Origin of the sequence: Occultella kanbiaonis (assembly GCF_009708215.1) — a bacterium.
GTDB lineage: Bacteria > Actinomycetota > Actinomycetes > Actinomycetales > Beutenbergiaceae > Occultella > Occultella kanbiaonis.
Map to the genome: position 1 here is coordinate 1,884,012 of NZ_CP046175.1, position 15,802 is coordinate 1,899,813.

At 71.3% G+C, this 15,802-nt stretch carries 17 protein-coding genes and 1 pseudogene; 10 read left to right on the forward strand and 8 right to left on the reverse strand.

Annotation, left to right across the window (positions count from 1 at the left end):
• Position 1: 1 nt before the first annotated feature.
• Positions 2–1,201, reverse strand: coding sequence for a carbohydrate kinase family protein (locus GKS42_RS08625; RefSeq protein ID WP_435529668.1), 1,200 nt, complete (start codon positions 1,199–1,201; stop codon positions 2–4).
• A gap of 19 nt (positions 1,202–1,220) precedes the next feature.
• On the opposite strand from GKS42_RS08625, the gene GKS42_RS08630 reads away from it, so the two are divergent.
• Together GKS42_RS08630 and GKS42_RS08635 are read left to right on the forward strand one after the other, a co-directional pair.
• Positions 1,221–2,567 carry a 6-phospho-beta-glucosidase gene (locus tag GKS42_RS08630; protein ID WP_154793451.1) on the forward strand — a complete coding sequence of 449 codons (1,347 nt, stop codon included), beginning with the start codon at positions 1,221–1,223 and terminating at the stop codon, positions 2,565–2,567.
• Between the two features lie 126 nt (positions 2,568–2,693).
• Positions 2,694–3,611 carry a hypothetical protein gene (locus GKS42_RS08635; protein ID WP_154793452.1) on the forward strand — a complete coding sequence of 306 codons (918 nt, stop codon included), beginning with the start codon at positions 2,694–2,696 and terminating at the stop codon, positions 3,609–3,611.
• 66 nt (positions 3,612–3,677) lie between these two features.
• Here GKS42_RS08635 and rpmG read toward each other — a convergent pair whose 3' ends face one another.
• Positions 3,678–3,848 carry a 50S ribosomal protein L33 gene (rpmG, locus tag GKS42_RS08640; RefSeq protein WP_154793453.1) on the reverse strand — a complete coding sequence of 57 codons (171 nt, stop codon included), beginning with the start codon at positions 3,846–3,848 and terminating at the stop codon, positions 3,678–3,680.
• 173 nt (positions 3,849–4,021) lie between these two features.
• On the opposite strand from rpmG, the gene GKS42_RS08645 reads away from it, so the two are divergent.
• The 5 genes and pseudogenes from GKS42_RS08645 to GKS42_RS08660 all read left to right on the forward strand — a co-directional run bounded on the left by GKS42_RS08645 (position 4,022) and on the right by GKS42_RS08660 (position 7,012).
• Positions 4,022–5,020 (forward strand): TIGR03557 family F420-dependent LLM class oxidoreductase, encoded by a 999-nt coding sequence (locus GKS42_RS08645; RefSeq protein ID WP_154793454.1) that lies wholly within the window; start codon positions 4,022–4,024, stop codon positions 5,018–5,020.
• Positions 5,021–5,152: pseudogene (locus tag GKS42_RS26915) on the forward strand (coenzyme F420-0:L-glutamate ligase); the annotation flags it as partial.
• An 85-nt stretch (positions 5,153–5,237) separates the two neighbouring features.
• Positions 5,238–5,753, forward strand: coding sequence for a coenzyme F420-0:L-glutamate ligase (gene cofE, locus GKS42_RS08650; protein WP_354002705.1), 516 nt, complete (start codon positions 5,238–5,240; stop codon positions 5,751–5,753).
• A gap of 72 nt (positions 5,754–5,825) precedes the next feature.
• Entirely contained in the window at positions 5,826–6,365 is a 540-nt protein-coding gene (locus tag GKS42_RS08655; protein WP_154793455.1) for an MOSC domain-containing protein, read from the forward strand.
• A gap of 53 nt (positions 6,366–6,418) precedes the next feature.
• Positions 6,419–7,012, forward strand: a complete 594-nt coding sequence (locus GKS42_RS08660; RefSeq protein ID WP_154793456.1) for an ASCH domain-containing protein — start codon at positions 6,419–6,421, stop codon at positions 7,010–7,012.
• Here the strand turns inward: GKS42_RS08660 and GKS42_RS08665 are convergent.
• The 6 genes from GKS42_RS08665 to GKS42_RS08690 all read right to left on the reverse strand — a co-directional run bounded on the left by GKS42_RS08665 (position 7,009) and on the right by GKS42_RS08690 (position 12,982).
• Positions 7,009–8,298 (reverse strand): phospholipase D-like domain-containing protein, encoded by a 1,290-nt coding sequence (locus GKS42_RS08665; protein WP_210769338.1) that lies wholly within the window; start codon positions 8,296–8,298, stop codon positions 7,009–7,011. The genes GKS42_RS08660 and GKS42_RS08665 overlap by 4 nt on opposite strands.
• Before the next feature lie 10 nt (positions 8,299–8,308).
• The gene (locus GKS42_RS08670) at positions 8,309–9,166 is read right to left on the reverse strand and encodes an ABC transporter ATP-binding protein (protein ID WP_232847982.1); all 858 of its coding nucleotides are present in this window, start codon (positions 9,164–9,166) and stop codon (positions 8,309–8,311) included.
• On the reverse strand, positions 9,163–10,326 hold the full coding sequence (locus GKS42_RS08675; protein WP_154793457.1) for a putative F420-0 ABC transporter permease subunit: 1,164 nt from the start codon (positions 10,324–10,326) through the stop codon (positions 9,163–9,165). The genes GKS42_RS08670 and GKS42_RS08675 overlap by 4 nt, the downstream gene beginning before the upstream one ends.
• Positions 10,323–11,348 (reverse strand): putative F420-0 ABC transporter substrate-binding protein, encoded by a 1,026-nt coding sequence (locus tag GKS42_RS08680; RefSeq protein ID WP_154793458.1) that lies wholly within the window; start codon positions 11,346–11,348, stop codon positions 10,323–10,325. Before GKS42_RS08680 ends, GKS42_RS08675 begins: the two co-directional genes overlap by 4 nt.
• A gap of 249 nt (positions 11,349–11,597) precedes the next feature.
• Positions 11,598–12,443 carry a hypothetical protein gene (locus tag GKS42_RS08685; protein ID WP_154793459.1) on the reverse strand — a complete coding sequence of 282 codons (846 nt, stop codon included), beginning with the start codon at positions 12,441–12,443 and terminating at the stop codon, positions 11,598–11,600.
• A complete protein-coding gene (locus GKS42_RS08690; protein ID WP_154793460.1) occupies positions 12,440–12,982 on the reverse strand; it encodes an RNA polymerase sigma factor in 543 nt (180 codons plus the stop codon). The genes GKS42_RS08685 and GKS42_RS08690 overlap by 4 nt, the downstream gene beginning before the upstream one ends.
• Positions 12,983–13,119: 137 nt before the next feature.
• Between GKS42_RS08690 and GKS42_RS08695 the strand changes: the two genes are divergently transcribed.
• The 3 genes from GKS42_RS08695 (at position 13,120) to GKS42_RS08705 (ending at position 15,792) form a co-directional block, all read left to right on the forward strand.
• Positions 13,120–13,848 (forward strand): hypothetical protein, encoded by a 729-nt coding sequence (locus GKS42_RS08695; protein WP_154793461.1) that lies wholly within the window; start codon positions 13,120–13,122, stop codon positions 13,846–13,848.
• A 106-nt stretch (positions 13,849–13,954) separates the two neighbouring features.
• Positions 13,955–14,740 carry an SDR family oxidoreductase gene (locus GKS42_RS08700; protein WP_154793462.1) on the forward strand — a complete coding sequence of 262 codons (786 nt, stop codon included), beginning with the start codon at positions 13,955–13,957 and terminating at the stop codon, positions 14,738–14,740.
• Positions 14,741–14,943: 203 nt separating this feature from the next.
• Positions 14,944–15,792 carry a nitrilase-related carbon-nitrogen hydrolase gene (locus GKS42_RS08705; protein ID WP_154793463.1) on the forward strand — a complete coding sequence of 283 codons (849 nt, stop codon included), beginning with the start codon at positions 14,944–14,946 and terminating at the stop codon, positions 15,790–15,792.
• Positions 15,793–15,802 lie beyond the last annotated feature (10 nt).

Sequence of the window (15,802 nt, forward strand, 5' to 3'; positions counted from 1 at the left end):
GTCAGCGGGTCGACGGCGGCCCGTCGGGTCGTGGGGGCGGCGGCGGATAGCGCAGCGCAGGCTGGGCGACGGGCTCGTCGGTGGCGGCGTCCGCGTCCGAGAACCGGGCGATCGTGGCCTCGGCCCGGCGCACCCGGCGGGTGTCCACACCCTTCAGGCACTCCTCCATGAAGCCGTAGTGGGTCACGGTCTCACGGGCGTCGGCCCTTCCGTCGGCCGCGTGCTCCTTCGTCACGCGCCACCAGTCGGCGAGGTCGCCCCACCCGGGCGCGGCCAGCGAGCCGCCGAACTGCTGCACGGCCAGCGCCGAGCAGAGCACGCCGAACCGGAGCCGCTTCTGCAGCTGCCAGCCGCGCAGGGTGCCCAGCACCAGGGCCGCCGCGAACACGTCGCCGGCACCGGTGGGGTCGATCGCACCGACGCGCAGCGACGGCGCCGCCGCCCGCTCCCCGGTGGAGGAGTCGATGGCGATGACGCCCTTGTGCCCGCGGGTGACCACCGCGAGCGGCACGTGCTCGGCGAGCGCCACCAGGGCGGCCTCGGGGGTCGTGGTGCGGGTGTAGCCCATCGCCTCGTCGGCGTTCGGGGTGAACGCGTGGCAGTCCGCGAGGTCGGTGAGGATCCGCCGGTCCCACTGCTGCTCCGGGTCCCAGCCGGCGTCGGCGAACACGAGGGCGCCGTCCCTGGCGGCCGCACGCCACCAGGACGCCTCCCGCACCTCCGGGTCGCCGAGGTCCGCGAGCACGGCGCGGGTGCGCGGCGGCGGTGAGAGCAGGTCGGTGATCGGCTCCGGCGCGGGATGCCCGTGCGTCACCATCGACCGGTCGTCGTCCAGCGCGAGCGAGACCGTGACCGGGGTGTGCCAGTCGTGGAAGCGCCGGGACCTGCTCAGGTCCACGTGCTCCTGGTCGCGCAGCACCGACCACATCCAGTCGCCGTAGAGGTCGTCGCCGAAGCCGGCCGCGAGGCCCGTGCGCAGGCCGAGGCGGGCGGTCGCCACGGCAAGGTTCGCGATGCCGCCGGGGGAGGAGCCCATGCCCTCGGTCCAGACCTCCGTGCCCGGTGCCGGCGGGACCGGGAACCCGGTGAAGACCAGGTCGAAGAAGACGGTCCCGGCGAGCAGCACATCGAGCGTGGGTGGGACGGGGGCGGCGGCGGGCGGCCTGGCGGGGTAGATCATGGTGAGTAGGGAGTCTGCCATGGTGGGCTACGTTGCGGACATGAGAATTGCCATCCTCGGCGGCGGAGGGTTCCGGGTGCCGCTGGTCTGTTCTGCGCTGGCCCACGCCCACGACCGCGTGGGCACCACCGAGGTCGTGCTGCAGGACACCGACCCGGCCCGGCTGCGGACCATGGCGGCCGTCCTCGACGGCATGGCCGCCGACCTGCCGCACCCGCCCACGGTGACCGTCGCCGCCGACCTGGACTCCGCCGTCGCCGGCGTCGACGTCGTGTTCAGCGCGATCAGGGTGGGCGGCACGCACGGGCGCACCGTCGACGAACGGGTCGCCCTCGGCCTCGGCCTGCTCGGTCAGGAGACGATCGGCGCGGGAGGCCTTGCCTACGCGCTGCGCACCGTGCCCGTCATGGACCACGTCGCCGCCCGCATCGCGGCGCTCGCACCGCAGGCCTGGACCATCAACTTCACCAACCCCGCCGGCATCATCACCGAGGTGATGCGGACCCACCTCGGGGACCGGGTGGTCGGCATCTGCGACACCCCGATCGGGCTGGTCCGGCGAGTCGCTCGGACCCTCGGCGTGGACCTCGCCGACGCCGTCGTCGACTACGTCGGGCTGAACCACCTCGGCTGGCTGCACTCGTTGACGGTCGACGGCGTCGATCGCCTTCCCGAGCTGCTCGCCGACGATGGGCTGCTCGGCTCGATCGAGGAGGCCCGCACCCTTGGGCCGGACTGGGTCCGGGCGCTGGGGGCCATCCCGAACGAGTACCTGTACTACTACTACTTCGCCCGGGAGGCGGCGGCCCGGATCTCCGGCGCCGAGCAGACCCGTGGTGAGTTCCTCGACGCCCAGCAGTCGGCGTTCTACGCGCGCGCGGGCACCGGCACCGAAGCCGTGGTGGCCCGTACCGCCTGGGACGAGACGCTGCACGAGCGGGAGGCCACCTACATGGCCGAGGCACGCGAGGGCGAGCGGGAGCAGGCCGATGTCGAGGGGGGCGGCTACCACGAGGTGGCCGTCGACCTGATGGCGGCTCTGCTCGCGGGCGAGCGCGCGTCGATGATCCTGGACATCGCGAACAACGGCATCATCCCGACGCTGCCGGACGACGCGGTCATCGAGGTGCCATGCCAGGTGGACTCCTCGGGAGTGGCGCCGTTGGTGCCGCCGTCGCCGTTGAGCCTGGACGAGCTGGGTCTGGTCACCGCGGTCAAGGCCGCGGACCGGCTGCTCATCGAGGCCGCCCGGACCGGTTCGCGTGAGCTCGCCTGGCGTGCGTTCGCGGTGCACCCGTTGGTGGACTCGGTGGACCTGGCCCGGCGCCTCGTGGATGGCTACGTCGCCGCGAGTCCCGAGATCGCGGCGGTCCTGCACGCTTCGTGAGTCATCTCACACCACGGGTGCCATTCGCGATCCGGCATGGCACACTCGTTTGGCCGGGGGGCGGCGCCGCGGGGCGCAGGGGGAGGATCCGAGAACGAGGGGAAGTCTATGGCGGGAGGGTTGCGGATGCGCCGCGCCATCGTCGGGCTGACCCTTGCGATCGTCGTGGCGCTCGCGGGCTGTGCCGCCGAACAGACCCTCCCACCGGAGGAACCGATCACGCCCGCAGCACCCCAGGAGACCGAACCCACGCCCGAGGACGGACAGGGCGGCAGACCGGGGGACCCGCCGTCGTCCACCGCGCCCGGCGGCAGCGACAACCCGGCGCCGGGACCGACGTCCACAGACCCGGACAGGTCCGACCCGAGCGACCCGGCCACACCGCGCACGCCGGACCCGACCACCTCCGACCCGGGCGCCGAGACGCCCACGTCGGGCCCGACCACGTCCGATCCGACGACGTCGCCCTCGCCGGAGCCGACCGACCCACCCACCGACCCGGGAGCCACCCCGGAGCCGGCACCGCCCACGCTGCTGCGGCCGCCGCCGGGCTATGCCCGGGGCGATGGCGCCGTGACCGCGGACGGTTGGACCGAGGTCCTGGTCGGCCGGTGCACCTACCTGACCCGCGCGAGTGCGGGCGAGGACCCGGTGAACCCGCGTGAGGCAGGCAATGCCCGTGAACTGTCCGCGACGACCCTCACCGGGCACCTGGCCGCGGACGGTGGCGCCGGAGCCACGGCTGCGACCGACCTCGCCCTCTACAACGGCGCCGCTGCCGACGCCGACCAGCAGGACCGGACCAACCTGCTCACGTCCGACTGGACGAACGCCGAGGGGTCGGTCGTGCGCGGCGCCGCCCGTACCGAGGTGATGCTGGACCACTGGGGCACCGCCTACCTGGACACCATCGAACTGCGGTTCGTGTGCCCGGACGGCACCGTCGACGAGGACGGCTGGGCCGAGCTCTGGCCACAGGTGCGGGTCGCGAACCCGGCCCATGAGCGCCCGGGCGAGTGGTCGCCGGCGCCGGCGACCGACTAGCTGTAGCCGGGCCGTCGGCACCGCCGGTGGCGGGCGTCGACGCCCGCCACCCGCGCGGCAGCGCGGTCAGCGCGCTTCGCGGAACTCCACGTGCCGGCGCACCCGTGGGTCGTACTTGCTCAGCACGATCCGGTCGGGATCGTTGCGGCGGCTCTTGGTGGACACGTACTCGTAGCCGGTACCTGCGGTGGACCGCAGGGTGATCTTCGGCCGCAGGGTCTTGCTGGTCGAGGCCATCGATGCTTCTCCTTCTGCGCAGGACTCCCGCGCGCGTGCATCCGGCACTGCGCCGGACATTGCGTCAACCCGCGATAGGTGAGAATCATTCCCGACAGCGGCGAGGGTTCGTCGGACCTGCGCCTGCCGGCGGGACAACGGAAAGGGGGGCAACCGTGACCTAGGCTCGCCACATGACGTTGACCATCGGCTACGCGGCGATGCTCGAGCAGTTCCATCCGACGGACGTACTCGCCCACGCGGCCCACGCGGAAGCGCACGGGTTCTCCGGGGTGATGGCAGCCGACCACTACCAGCCGTGGGTGCCCGCGCAGGGTCAGGCGTCCTTCGTGTGGAACGTGCTGGCCGCGCTCGGGGAGCGCACCTCCGGCGACATCGGTCCGGGCGTGAGCACTCCGACGTTCCGGTGGCACCCGGCCATGGTGGCGCAGGCGAGCGCGACCCTTGCGGCGATGTATCCGGGGCGGCACTGGCTCGGGATCGGCTCGGGTGAGGCGATCAACGAGCACATCGTCGGCGGGTACTGGCCGGAGGCGCCGGAGCGGATCAACCGGATGTTCGAGGCCGTGGACATCATCGGCCGGCTGTTCTCGAACTCCCTCGCCGGCCGGGACTACAAGCACAGCGGTGAGTACTTCAAGCTGGAGTCGACCAGGTTGTGGACGATGCCGGAGGTGGCCCCGGAGATCCTGATCGCGACCGCGGGACCGGTGACCGCACGCCGCGCGGGCAAGCACGCCGACGGTCTGATCACCATCGGCGCCCCGGTGGACAAGGTGGCCACCCTGCTCGAGAGGTTCGCGGCCGGTGCGAAGGAGGCCGGCCGGGCACCGGACTCGATGACGAAGGTGGTGCGGCTGCACCTGTCCTGGGCGCCGACCGACGAAGAGGCGCTGACGAACGCGATGACCCAGTGGCCGAACGGGGCGATGCGGTTCCCGAAGGCGGATATCCGGTCCCCGTTCGAGTTCGCCCAGGTGGCGAAGATGGTCCGCCCGGAGGACTTCGAGGGCAGACTCGTGATCTCCGCGGACCCGGACGTGCACCTGCGCGCGATCCAGGCCTACGCGGACCTAGGATTCGACCGTATCTATCTGCACAACGTCGGCCGTAACCAGACCGAATGGATCGAGACCTTCGGCCGCGACGTCCTCTCGAAGGTGGTCCACTGAATGTTGCTCGTCCAAGCGCCCGACGGCGTGGGTGAGGTCACGTCCGGAACCGACCTCGCCGCGCTGCTCACCCCGTTCCTGGCGACCCTGACCTGGCCGGACGGCTCGGTCGGGCCGGCCGAGGGGGACATCGTGGTGATCGCCTCCAAGATCGTGGCCAAGTCCGAGGGCCGGCTCGTGGCCGGCAAGGACCGCGAGGCCGCGATCACCGGAGACGGTGCGCGTGGTCGCCACCCGCGACTACCCGGACGGCTCCACGCTGCGGATCGTGGAGAACAAGCAGGGGCTGGTGATGGCCGCCGCCGGCGTGGACGCCTCCAACGTGCTGCCCGGCACCGTGCTGCTGCTCCCGGAGGACCCGGATGCCTCCGCCCGGCGGATCCGACGCGGTCTGAACGCCCGGCTCGGGCTGCGCCCCGGCGTGCTGATCACCGACACGGTCGGACGCCCGTGGCGCCGCGGCATCGCCGACATCTCCATCGGCGCGGCCGGCATCGACGTCCTGGAGGACCTGCGCGGCCAGCAGGACATGCAGGGCCGGGATCTGCGCGCCAGCGTGATCGCCGTCGCGGACGAGATCGCGGGCGCCGCCGACCTCGTGCGCGGCAAGGCGAAGGGCCGCCCGTTCGCCGTCGTCCGAGGGCTAGGACACCTGGTCACCCACGAGGACGGCGACGGCGCGGCCGTCGCGATCCGCCCGCCCGAGGAGGACATGTTCCGCACCGGCAGCTGACGGCCGCAGCAGTCGCGGGCTTCGCACCGATCCACGCGTCGGGCCTGCCGACCGCATTAGGATCAGCACCATATGAGTGCACGAGTCGATTCGGTCCACGTCAGCCCGACCCATAACTTCAGCAAGTCCTCGACGCCGGCGATCGAACTCGTCGAGGGCGTCGGCGTCCGGGGGGACGCCCATGCGGGTGCCACGGTGAAGCACCGGAGCCGGGTCGCTGCGAACCCCAGCCAGCCGAACCTGCGCCAGGTGCACCTGATCCACGCCGAACTCCTCGAGGAGCTCGGCGGGGCGGGCCACCGGGTCGCGCCCGGTGAGCTGGGCGAGAACATCACCACCGCGGGTATCGAGCTGCTCGAACTGCCGGTCGGTACCCGGCTGCACATCGCCGACGCGGTCATCATCGTGACCGGCCTGCGCAATCCGTGCCAGCAGATCAACGACTTCCAGCCCGGACTGCTCAAGAAGGTGCTCCGCAAGGACGACTCCGGGCAGGTGCACAAACTGGCAGGGGTCATGGGGGTCGTGGCGCGCGGCGGCACGGTCCGTCCCGGGGAAGCGATCGCCGTCGAACTGCCACCGGAGCCCCACTTCGCCCTCACGGGCGTCTAGGACGCGGTGCCGGGGGCACGGCATCGACGGCGTGGGCTGGGTAGGTTGAGGTCATGCTGTTCGAGGTACGGTTCCGCGACGGGGTGCAGTCGGGCGCGGTGACGCTCACGTTCCGCCGGTGGAAACGCCACCAGGTCCTCGCCGGGAACCGGTACCGGACCATCGTCGGACGCCTCGCCGTCGACGAGGTGTCCGTGGTGGATTCCGCGCAGATCACCGACGCCGAGGCAGTCCGGGCCGGCTATCCGAACGCGGCCACCCTGGTCGCGGATCTGCGTGGCACGCCGGACCTGCCCACCTATCGGGTCCGGTTCCACCTGGACGACGGCCCGGACGAGCGTGCCGACCTGGCCGCCTCCGACCGGCTCGGACCCGATGACGTGGCCGCCATCGCCGCGCGGCTGGACCGACTGGACCGGGCCAGCAGCCACGGCCCTTGGACGGCGCAGACCCTGGACCTGATCCGCGACCACCCGGCCCGCCGGGCACCGGACCTGGCCGGAATGGTCGGCCGGGAGCGGGACCCGTTCAAGCTGGATGTGCGCAAGCTCAAGAACCTCGGCCTCACCCTGAGCCTGCCGGTCGGGTACGAGCTCTCGCCCCGCGGGTGTGCCTATCTGGCCGCTCGAGCCGCGGAGTCCGGCTAGAGCAGTGGACCGAACGGCCTGGTCAGGTACTCCAGCAGCCGCGTCACCCGGCTCCGCTCGCTCCACTCCTGCGGCGTCAGTTGGCGCGCGTTCGTCAGGTCCGTCTTGAACACGCGCTCCATCTGCGCCGCGAGCTCGTCGTCGTAGAACTCGAGGTTCACCTCGAAGTTCCCGGTCATCGACATCCGGTCGATGTTGGTGGTGCCGATGGTGGACCAGCGGCCGTCGACGGTCATGGTCTTGGCGTGCACCATGGCGCCCTTGAACAGCCAGAGGGTGACACCCGCCTTGAGGAGGCGGGTGTAGTAGGACCGCGCGGCCCAGTCCGCCAGCACGTGGTTGGAGACCTCCGGGATGAGGACCCGGACGTCCACGCCGCGGCGAGCGGCCGCGATCAGGGTGGCAAGGATCTCCCGGTCCGGGATGAAGTACGCCTGCGTGATGTACACGTGGGACTCGGCCCGGTCGATCGCCTCCAGGTACAGGCCTCGCACGGGGAACAGCAGCCGGCTCGGCGCGTTCTGTGCCGCACGGATCCGAGGCTCCCAACCATGCGCACCGGTGTCCGGGAGTTCGGGGAAGTCCGCCTTGCGGTGGTCGTTCCAGAAGTCGACGAAGGCGTTCTCCAGCTCCCACACCGACGGGCCGTCGACGCGCACGTGGGTGTCGCGCCACTGGGTCCGGTACAAGGATCCGATGTTGTACCCGCCGACGTAGCCGACGTTGCCGTCCACGACGAGCACCTTGCGGTGATCGAGCCCGGTCTTGCGTACGTTCATGGTGAGCATGCCGCCCCGGAACAGCGGGAAACGGAGCGCGTGCAAGGTGGGCAGATCGGGCATCCGGTAGAAACGGGGGTCGACCACCAGGTTCCCGAACGTGTCCCAGATCAGGTAGACGTTCACCCCCCGGCGGGCGGCGGCGATCAATGCCTCCTTGAACTGGTGCCCGACCTCGTCGGCCTTCCAGATGTAGGTCTCGAACAGGATGGTGTGCTTGGCGTTGTTGATCGAGTCGAGCATCGCGTCGAAGACGTCCGCCCCGTAGGTGAACGTCGTCACCTCCGAGTCCGCCACCGGCATGGTGCGCGGGGCGGTCCGCGGGAACTCCCCGGTCAGTGGGGTGCGCCGCTTGCGCATGTGGTCCACGGTCATCACGGTCACGGCCGCACCGAGGTGCACCGTCACGGTGGCCGCGATCCACCAGCGCGCCGCTCTGATGAAGGTCTTCAGGCTCGGCCGGGGGATGTCCAGGCGCCAGCGTCGTCCATCCTCGCTCACAGGCATGCGCCCCAACCTACAGTCGGAAGGGCTCCGCCAGTAGCGCCCGGTCCGTATGAGCGGGGCCGGCGTCGTGCAACGGCGAGAACACCAGCGCGGACCCGTGCTCGCCGTCGACCCATTCGGCCCGCACGCCGTAGACGGCGGCGATCAGCTCCGGGGTGAGGACCTCCCGCGCCGGCCCGGCGGCAGCCACCACGCCGGCGTCCAGGACGAGCACGTCGTCGCACACCGTGGCGGCGTGGGCGAGGTCGTGGATGGCCATCAGCACGCCGGTGCCGGCCGCCGCGACCTCCCGCACCAGTGCGAGCACCTGCAGCTGGGCGGCGACGTCGAGATGGTTCGTGGGCTCGTCCAGGAGCAGCACCCGGGGGGTCTGGGCCAGGGCACGGGCCATCTGCACGCGCTGCTTCTCCCCGCCGGAAAGGGTCGCGAACTCCCGTTCCGCCAGGTCCAGCGCGCCGGTCCGCCGCAGTGAGGTCTCGACCAGTTCGAGGTCTGCGGCGCTGTCCCCGGAGAAGGCCGGGCGGTGCGGAGTCCGCCCGAGGAGCACCACGTCCCGGACGCGCAGGTCCACCTCGGCGTGCGCCTCCTGCTCCACGAAGGCCACCCGCCGGGCCCGCTCACGCCGGCTCACCTGTGCCACGTCCCGGCCCATCAGATGCACCTGGCCGCTCGAGGGCGGCAGGGCGCCGACGATGAGCCGCAGCAGGGTCGACTTCCCGGATCCGTTCGGGCCGAGCACACCGGTCACCCGCCCGGACCGGACACTCACGTCGACACCGCCGAGGATCTGCGTCGCGTTGACCCGGTACCGCAGCTCGCTCGTCCACAGGTCCGCGACCGTCACGGCCGGCTCCGTCGCCCCGCTCACGCCGCCCTCCTCGAGCGCACCAGCAGCCAGGCGAACACCGGGGCGCCGATCGCCGCGGTGAGGATGCCCACCGGGACCTCCTGCGGTGCGAACACGGTCCGTGCCGCGGTGTCGGCCCAGATGAGGAACGTGGCGCCGCCGAACGCTGCGACCGGGAGCAGGCGCAGGTGCCGCCCACCGATCAGGAGCCGCACCACGTGTGGGAGCACGAGACCGACGAAGCCGATCGCGCCGCTGACGCTGACGAGCGCTCCGGTGAGCAAGGCCGTCAGCGTCAGCAGCACCCACCGGGTGCGCGTCACGTGAACACCGAGGGAAGCCGCCGCGGCGTCCCCGAACGCGAACGCGTCGAGCGTGCGCCCGAACCCGAGCACGATGAATCCGATCAGCACCGTCGCGATGCCCGCGATCGTGACCGAGGCCCACGTGCGGCCCGCGAGCGAACCCATCAGCCAGTTGATGATCTCCCGGTACGCGTCGCCGCGTGCGCTCGCGAAGATCGTGAAGGACACCAGCGCTGAGCAGGCCTGGGCCACCGCGATCCCGGCCAGGATGGTCCGGTTCGGCGTGAGGGCGCCTCCGATCCCGGCGAGGGCGAGGGTGGCGCCGAGCGCGAGCAGGGCCCCGCCGAAGGCGGCGACGGGCAGCGCCACGCCGAGACCGAGGAGCAGGACCGCGACCGCCCCGAGGGCCGCGCCCGAGGACACTCCGAGCAGGTACGGGTCCGCGAGCGGGTTGCGCGTGATCGCCTGCATGACCCCGCCGCACAGGGCCAGTCCGGCACCCACGAACGCGCCCGTCGCCAACCGTGGTGCACGCCCGGCCCACACGATCCCGTCCCGGATCTGGGTGAGCGGATTCGGGGGTACGTCGACGCCAAGTCCGAGCCCGTGCAGCCAGGACAGGACATGGTGCCACGCGGACCCCGCGATCTCCGCGACGGTGATCTGAGCCGGACCGATCGTCAGTGACACCAGCAGCGACGCGACCAGGATCCCGACCGCCACGGGTAGCCAGAGCAGCACCGACCTGGAGATCGGGGCGCCGGTGCGGCCGGGGCTGCTCGGTGCGGGCGTCCGATCGCCGCGAGCTCGGACGGGGGCAGGCCCGGGGTCCGCGGCGCCGAGCGCCGGGCCACCGCCGAGGTCGGTGCGGGTCATGATCCGGAGCCCTCCTGCGCCAGCTGCTCCAGCTGCGCGGCGAGGTCTGACGCAGCCGGCACGCTGCGCACCCCGGCCTCGGTGGCCGGGAAGTCGACGATCAGGTACCGGCCCTCCTGCACGGCGGGAAGCAGCGCCGTCGTCGGGTTCGCCTCGAGCTGACCGATCTTGTACTCGGCGGTGTTCCAGGCGGAGTCGACCAGGATGATGACATCCGGCTCGGCGTCCGCGATCGCCTCCCAGGACAGCGAGGACCAGGAGTCGTGGACGTCGGCGGCGATGTTCTCCACTCCGATCGCGTCCATCAGCATCTGCGGCGCGCCGATGCCGGCGCCGACGTACGGGGTGTCCGAGCCCGAGGAGTACCAGAGCGCGCTGAGCCCGGCTTCGGACGGCGTCACCTGCGCCAGCTCCGCCTGCTGGGCGGCCACCAGGTCAGCGGCCGCGTCCGGGGCGCCGAGCAGATCACCGGCCTCGATGATGTCGGCGAACACGCCCTCGAACGTGAGTGGGTCGGGCTGGTAGCCCTCCTCCAGGCACGCGGCCGGGTTCACGTAGGTGGCCACGCCGAGGTCGGCCAGCGCGGTCCGGTCCCCGGCGGTCTCGGCGCTCAGGTTCGACTCCCACCCGGCGTAGACGAGGTCCGGCTCGGTGCTCAGCACCACCTCGGACGACGGCGCCTGCTCGGCGAGCACGGGCACGCCCGCCCCGGCGTCGGCCAGGTCGTCCGGAAGCGGGCCGTCGGCGAAGGCGGTGCCGACGAGCCGGTCGCCGAGGCCGAGCGCCAGCACCATCTCCGCGGCCGCCGACTTGATGGTCACGATCCGCTGCGGGGGAGCGTCGAGGGTCACCTCGGTGCCGCAGTTGTCCACCGTGATCGGGTACCCGGCCACGGCCGGCGCGGTGGTTCCCGAGGGGTCGTCGTCGGGTGCGCCGCCGGCGCCGGCCGAGCAGGCAGCCAGCGCGAGGACGAGCGGAACCGCCGCAACGAGGCGCACGGCGGAGGGTCGAGCAGAGGACATGGGCAGGCTCCAGCGCAGAGTGGGCGTTCGGGATTGCGCATTGGACCCGCCGGCCAGATCGGGCCGGGCTGGCACGGGGCACAGTCAGCCCCGGTGTCCGTCATCTCCCACCCTACAACGGGAGCCGACCGCGCCCCCGCGCGGCCGGCTCCCTGTGGCGCCGGATGGCCCTCCCCACTCCGGTGCCCGGACCTGCTCGATCCCGTGTAGACCGGGCCGTCCAAGATCTGTTCGGTTCTGTGCTCCGGCTCAGTCGCTGTCCTCCGGGTCGGCCGTCTCGTCGGAGGTGCTCGGCACCGCGGCCACTTCCCGGGTGGTGCCGTCGCTCGTGGTCACGGTGAGATCGGTGCTCAGGTCCACGTCGCCCGGGAACCAGACGGCCCACCAGCCGTCGGCGAGGGAGGCATGCGCGAAGCTGCCCGAGTCCGTGTGCACGTCGACGGCGGTGACGTCGGTCCCGGCCGTGCCGAACACGTAGGTGATCGCGTCCTCCTCCGAGGCCACGCTCCAGTCGACGCTGTCGTTGAGCACGACTACCGCATCCGGTGCGGACGGAGCCACCACCGCGTCCGCGGGAAGAATCGCACCCTGAGCGGTGGTCCGGTCCGGCTCGATGAGGCAGACGCTGTAGGCACTCTCGCCCTGTGCGCCGACGCCGGAGGAGACGGCGAACGTGTAGTCCCCGCGCTCCTCGGCCAGGTGCAGGGTCAACGGGATCTCGGTCACGTCCACGCCGCCGTCGTCGGCCGGCTCCTGCAACAGTTCCACGTCGGGGCACTCGGCTGCGCGCTCGGCCGCGACCGGGGCCGTGAGCTCCGTCGGGGTCGGTGTCCAGGAGGCGTATGCCGGTGGCTGGTCCGGATTCGCAACCGTGTACACCGCGGCACCGAGGAGGATCGCTGCTGCTGCTCCGGCCACGACCCGCCGGGTGGTGCGGGGGACCGGCCGCGGCGCGAGGTCCGGCATCTCCTCCGGCGCATCCGCGATCGCCAGCCGCACCCGCGCCAGCAGTGCCTCGCTGTCCACCGGATCCGGATTGGCCTGCGGGTCCAACTGTTGCACCGCCCGCAGCAGTGTCGAGTTGCGATCGGTCATGACTGGCTCCCCTGTGCCTGGCGCCGCGGGCCCGACCCTGAGGATCCGGTCCCGGTGCGTTCCAATAGATGCAGGAGACGGCGGCGAGCCCTGAACAGTCGCACGGCGAACGCGCTCTTGGTGCACCCCAGCACCGTGGCGGCCTCGTTGTTGCTGAGGTCATCCCATGCGGTGAGCGCGATGACCTCCTGCTCGGAGTCGGTCAACAGATTCCAGGCCCGGACCAGGTCCGCACGGCTGGCGATCGACACCGAAAGGTCGTGCTGCGCCTCCGGCGGCTCCTGCTCGAGCCGGATCCGGAGTGCCTGTTGTCTGCTGTCCGCCCGCACATAGTTCCGGATCGAATTCCGGGCGACGCCGAACAGCCACGGTCGCGCTTCCATCGGCACCTCCTCGATCCGTCGCCACGTGACCACGAACGTCTCGGCCAGAATGTCTTCCGCGACGTTCGGCGAGGTGCGACGGCGGATGAAGGCCAACAGCTCCTGGTGGTGAGTCCAGTACAAGGACTCGAACCGTTCCTCCGGCGTGGCCTTCATCCACCCTCTCCCCGTCCCCTACACCTTGATATGTCCGGCACCCCAGGGGTGATTACATACGTGATGTGTGTCACGATCGTGCGGGTAAGGCTTTAGTCGAACTGACCCCGGTCGAGCGACCGGCGAAGGGGGAGTACGTGAGTACCTCACGAATGAAGGCGGCCGTGACCGCGGTCGCCGCTGCGGCAGCCCTGTTGGCCGGCGCGGTCATGGCGGCACCGGCCTCGGCCGACGTCCAGGTTCTGGAGCCGCAGGCCGGCGACCAGCCGGCCGCCGATGCGACCGACGCGCAGTGGTACGCGTGGGCGGAGGCGGAGCGGGAGGCAGCGCGCGCCACCGATTGGGCAGCGGATGCCGCCCAGCGCGGCTGCACGCTGCTCTCGGTAGAGATCACCGACACCACCATGCCAGACGTCGCCGCCCAGATCGGCGCACCGACCGACGTGTTGCTGCCTGTGGTCGACCGTCAGGAGAACTGCGCCGCCGCGACGAGCAGAACCTTCGGGGGTTCCGCCACCCAGGGGCTCGCCAGCGCCGAGGCGCACACCCAGCAATTCGGCACGGCCGCAGCCGACTGCACCACGACGAGCGGACCCGGTTCGATCTGCGTGAGCCGCAGCGGCAACTATGTGGTGAGCAGCTTCGCCTACTACGGCAGCGGCAGCATCTCCGGCTACATCAGCATCTACAAGAGCTGCGGGACCTCCCCGAAGCTCGTCAGCGGCAGTGTCGCGAGCTACAGCTATGGGACGCAGCGCAGCGTCAGCGTGTACTCGGCGGCTACCTCGAACTACAGCGCCCGATTCTGGCGGCACGTCGGGCTCGGTCACTACACGAACTGGGGCACCGCCTGCGGTTACCTGTGACCGCGGCCCTCGCCGGTGGGCGTCGAGTGACGTCCACCGGCCAGGGTGCGTCCCGTCCCGTGGACGGTGCTACCCCGGCGGCCGTGGCGACGGGCACGATGACGGCATGAGCCAGCCACCGACCACCCGGCCCGACGCACCGACCGCACCGCGCGCCGTCGTCACCGGCGCCTCCACCGGCATCGGAGCCGCAACGGTGCGCGCGCTACGGGCGGCCGGCTACGCCGTCGTCGCCACCGCCCGACGTGAGGACCGCCTCGCCCAACTGGCCGCGGAGACCGGCGCCGAGTACGTCGTCGCCGATCTCACCAGGGATGCGGACGTGGCCGCGCTCGTGCACGCCGTCGCGGCGGGCGGCCGGCTCGACGCCCTCGTGAACAACGCCGGCGGCGCCCGCGGCGCCGACCGGGTCGAGTCCGCCTCCGTGTCGGACTGGGAGGAGATGTTCCGGATCAACGTCTCCTCGACCCTGCGCGTCACCCAGGCGCTGCTCCCACACCTTCGCGCCGACGGCGGCGGGGACATCCTGCTGCTCACGTCCACGGCGGCGCACGGCACCTACCCCGGCGGCGCCGGGTACGTCGCCGCCAAGCACGCCGAGCGGGTCATCGGCAACACCCTGCGCCTCGAGCTGAACGGTGAGCCGATCCGGGTGATCGAGATCGCCCCCGGCATGGTGCGGACAGAGGAGTTCGCACTGAACCGGCTCGGCGACCCGGCGCGGGCCGCCGCGGTGTACGACGGCGTCACGAACCCGCTGCTCGCCGAGGATGTCGCCGATGCCATCACCTGGACCCTGACGCGGCCGCGGCACGTGAACATCGACTCCCTCACCATCCGTCCGGTCGCCCAGGCCTCGAACACCCAGGTGGCCCGCGGCGTCGGACTCTGACCCACGTCCCCACGGTAGGCACGAATCGTTGAAGATCGTGCCAGAGTGCCCGCCGTTCGATTACGTTGGGACGGGCACGAGGACGTGTCACCGTGTGACACCGAGTGAAACGTCGTCGTAACACGCACGCCTAAGAATGACCAACCACGAGCCGGGTGTGGGTCGATCGGGCACACATCCGTCTCCTAGACGGGAGCCACAGCATGGCCGTTGTACGCGCTGCGATCACGCAGACGACCTGGACCGGGGACAGGGAGTCGATGCTCGACAAGCACGAGCAGTTCGCCCGGGACGCGAAGGAGCAGGGGGCGCAGATCATCTGCTTCCAGGAGCTGTTCTACGGCCCGTACTTCGGCATCACCGAGGACCCGAAATACTACGACTACGCCGAGCCCGCGGACGGGCCGATCGTGCAGCGCTTCGCCGCCCTCGCGAAGGAGCTCGGCCTGGTGATGGTCCTGCCCATCTACGAGGAGGAGCAGCCCGGCGTCTACTACAACACCGCGGTCGTGGTCGACGCCGACGGCGCCGTCCTCGGCTCCTACCGCAAGCACCACATCCCGAACCTGGACAAGTTCTGGGAGAAGTTCTACTTCCGTCCCGGCAACCTCGGCTATCCGGTGTTCAAGACCGCGGTGGGCCCCGTCGGGGTGTACATCTGCTACGACCGGCACTTCCCCGAGGGCTGGCGCGAGCTCGGCCTGAACGGCGCGCAGATCGTGTTCAACCCGAACGCCACCAAGCCCGGCCTGTCCAACCGGCTGTGGGAGATCGAGCAGCCCGCCGCGGCGGCCGCGAACGGCTACTTCGTGGCGGCGCCGAACCGGGTGGGCACCGAGGACAACGAGTACGGGGACCTGGCCGTCACGTTCTACGGCTCCAGCCAGTTCGTGGACCCCCGTGGCAACCACATCGGCGACCTGGGCTCGTCCGAGCACGAGGAGATCGTGATCCGCGACCTCGACCTGGACCTGATCCGGCAGGTGCGCAACGAGTGGCAGTTCTACCGGGATCGCCGCCCGGACTCCTACACCGCGATCCCCAAGCCCTGACCCGGATCCG

Coding starts and splice junctions, on each gene's coding strand:
- GKS42_RS08625 (WP_435529668.1), bottom strand. CDS start 1,201: ATGGCAGACTCCCTACTCACCATGATCTACCCCGCCAGGCCGCCCGCC.
- GKS42_RS08630 (WP_154793451.1), top strand. CDS start 1,221: ATGAGAATTGCCATCCTCGGCGGCGGAGGGTTCCGGGTGCCGCTGGTC.
- GKS42_RS08635 (WP_154793452.1), top strand. CDS start 2,694: ATGCGCCGCGCCATCGTCGGGCTGACCCTTGCGATCGTCGTGGCGCTC.
- rpmG (WP_154793453.1), bottom strand. CDS start 3,848: ATGGCCTCGACCAGCAAGACCCTGCGGCCGAAGATCACCCTGCGGTCC.
- GKS42_RS08645 (WP_154793454.1), top strand. CDS start 4,022: ATGACGTTGACCATCGGCTACGCGGCGATGCTCGAGCAGTTCCATCCG.
- GKS42_RS08655 (WP_154793455.1), top strand. CDS start 5,826: ATGAGTGCACGAGTCGATTCGGTCCACGTCAGCCCGACCCATAACTTC.
- GKS42_RS08660 (WP_154793456.1), top strand. CDS start 6,419: ATGCTGTTCGAGGTACGGTTCCGCGACGGGGTGCAGTCGGGCGCGGTG.
- GKS42_RS08665 (WP_210769338.1), bottom strand. CDS start 8,298: ATGCCTGTGAGCGAGGATGGACGACGCTGGCGCCTGGACATCCCCCGG.
- GKS42_RS08675 (WP_154793457.1), bottom strand. CDS start 10,326: ATGACCCGCACCGACCTCGGCGGTGGCCCGGCGCTCGGCGCCGCGGAC.
- GKS42_RS08680 (WP_154793458.1), bottom strand. CDS start 11,348: ATGTCCTCTGCTCGACCCTCCGCCGTGCGCCTCGTTGCGGCGGTTCCG.
- GKS42_RS08685 (WP_154793459.1), bottom strand. CDS start 12,443: ATGACCGATCGCAACTCGACACTGCTGCGGGCGGTGCAACAGTTGGAC.
- GKS42_RS08690 (WP_154793460.1), bottom strand. CDS start 12,982: ATGAAGGCCACGCCGGAGGAACGGTTCGAGTCCTTGTACTGGACTCAC.
- GKS42_RS08700 (WP_154793462.1), top strand. CDS start 13,955: ATGAGCCAGCCACCGACCACCCGGCCCGACGCACCGACCGCACCGCGC.
- GKS42_RS08705 (WP_154793463.1), top strand. CDS start 14,944: ATGGCCGTTGTACGCGCTGCGATCACGCAGACGACCTGGACCGGGGAC.